The following is a 1,896-nucleotide window of genomic DNA, read 5'->3' on the forward strand; positions in this document are numbered from 1 at the left end:
TTGAACTTTTGCTTTGTCACAGGATGTCGCTACAGGGTCAGGAGTGTGGTGATCTGATCCTAATTTCGGCTAAAAGTTCGATTTATTCAACAAAGCCGACATAAATATGCGCAGTATAAATTTACCGTACAAAGTGATTAGTCATTATAACAGAACTCAAGCCAATGATTATTTAAAAGATAGAAACGTTTTAGTAGTTATACCATCAATACTGGATAATTCACCTTATACAGTATATGAGTGTTTGATATCTAATGTTAATTTCATTGCGTCTAATGTTGGTGGCATTGCTGAACTTATTCCTGAGTATGCACATGATAATATATTGTTTGAGCTAAATCCTGCACGGCTTAGTGATAAGATAAAATTACGGTTGGATAATATTGATTGCAAACCAGGGTTGATTTATAGTCAGTGTTATATTAATGGGTTGTGGCTTGATGCTTTCTCATTTTGCTATATTAATCATGCGCTTGAGGTTGATGAATATAATTTCCCATTGGTTAGCGTTTGTATAACCCATCATGATCGCAGTGAATTGCTCCAGCAAGCAATCGCCTCGTTACGAACGCAAAGTTATAAAAACATTGAAATCATACTTGTCGATGATGGGAGTGTTAAAGAAGAGTCTTATAACTATTTGAATTTATTAAATGATGAATTTGAGAAAAATAACTGGAAAATTATAACGGGCGAAAATAATTATCTTGGTGCGGCTAGAAATCTGGCAGCTAAACATGCAAAAGGCGATTATCTGCTATTTATGGATGATGATAATGTTGCAAAACCCTGTGAGATAGAAAATTTCATTAAGGCAGCAATTAATACACAAGCTGATATTCTTACTACGCCAAGTGATTTGATTTTTGATATGGAGTTTCCTGCGCCTTTCAGGAAAATGACACATTGCTGGTTACCCCTGGGCGATGATCTCAATATTGCTGCTTTTAATAATTGTTTTGGTGATGCCAATGCTCTAATAAAACGATCGGTATTTATTGATATGGGTGGTTTTACAGAAGACGTTGGCGTTGGCCATGAGGACTGGGAGTTTTTCCTGAAGGCAGTATTAAAAGGATATAATTTGATGGTCGTGCCTGAAGCTTTATTCTGGTATCGTGTTTCTCCTTCTGGAATGCTTCTAAGCGGGAATAAAGCAAGAAATGAATTTCGTAGCTATCGACCCTTTATTAATGATAATTTAAAATATGGTTTTGCTATGAGTATGTTACCTGCATTACTACAACAAGTTGATGAACTGAAAAGCCAACTGGAACATGCTAGCAATAACTCTATGCTTATTGATGTAAATAATAAAGTTGATGCCTTGTATTCTCAACAACAATTTGGTTGGGCTCACGATAGATTTATGGTGTTAGATAATAAGCTTGATATAATAAAGGATAGTATTTGTAATGCAAATAACCATGGAAATACACTCTTAAAGATTTTGCGTAAAATAAAAAATATGTTAACAAACTAATTATTTAATGAAATTAAAAACATGGTGTATCCTGAGTATATAAAGGAAATTATTTATTAGTTAAAAATAATGGAGGATGAGGCCTAATCAATAATAATTGATTATATATAATCACCATGGTTATAGTGTTATGATGTTAATGATAACTTTTAAGTTATTATTTTGTGACTTCCTTCAATAAAATAGCGGTATGGAAAATATTGACTTATAGCTCACTGTATCAATTATTAGTGTTCTATGATATAAATCAAAATAAAAAAATCATGTGTTAGTTATAACATTTTCCCGGCTTTGTTGAATAAATCAGATTTCGGGTGGCTTTGTTGAATAAATCAGATTTCGGGTAAGTCTCCCCCGTAGCGGGTTGTGTTTTCAGGCAATACGCACACTTTCAGGCATACCTGCTTTCGTCA

Annotated in this window: 1 protein-coding gene; it reads left to right on the forward strand. The window is 33.6% G+C overall.

Annotated features, from left to right (window positions below; translation table 11 throughout):
* The first annotated feature begins 106 nt into the window (after positions 1-106).
* Positions 107-1,483 carry a glycosyltransferase gene (locus tag F9C28_RS19920; protein ID WP_199016968.1) on the forward strand — a complete coding sequence of 459 codons (1,377 nt, stop codon included), beginning with the start codon at positions 107-109 and terminating at the stop codon, positions 1,481-1,483.
* The last annotated feature ends 413 nt before the right edge of the window (positions 1,484-1,896 follow it).

It is taken from the genome of Shimwellia pseudoproteus (genome assembly GCF_016415625.1).
GTDB classification, from domain to species: domain Bacteria; phylum Pseudomonadota; class Gammaproteobacteria; order Enterobacterales; family Enterobacteriaceae; genus Shimwellia; species Shimwellia pseudoproteus.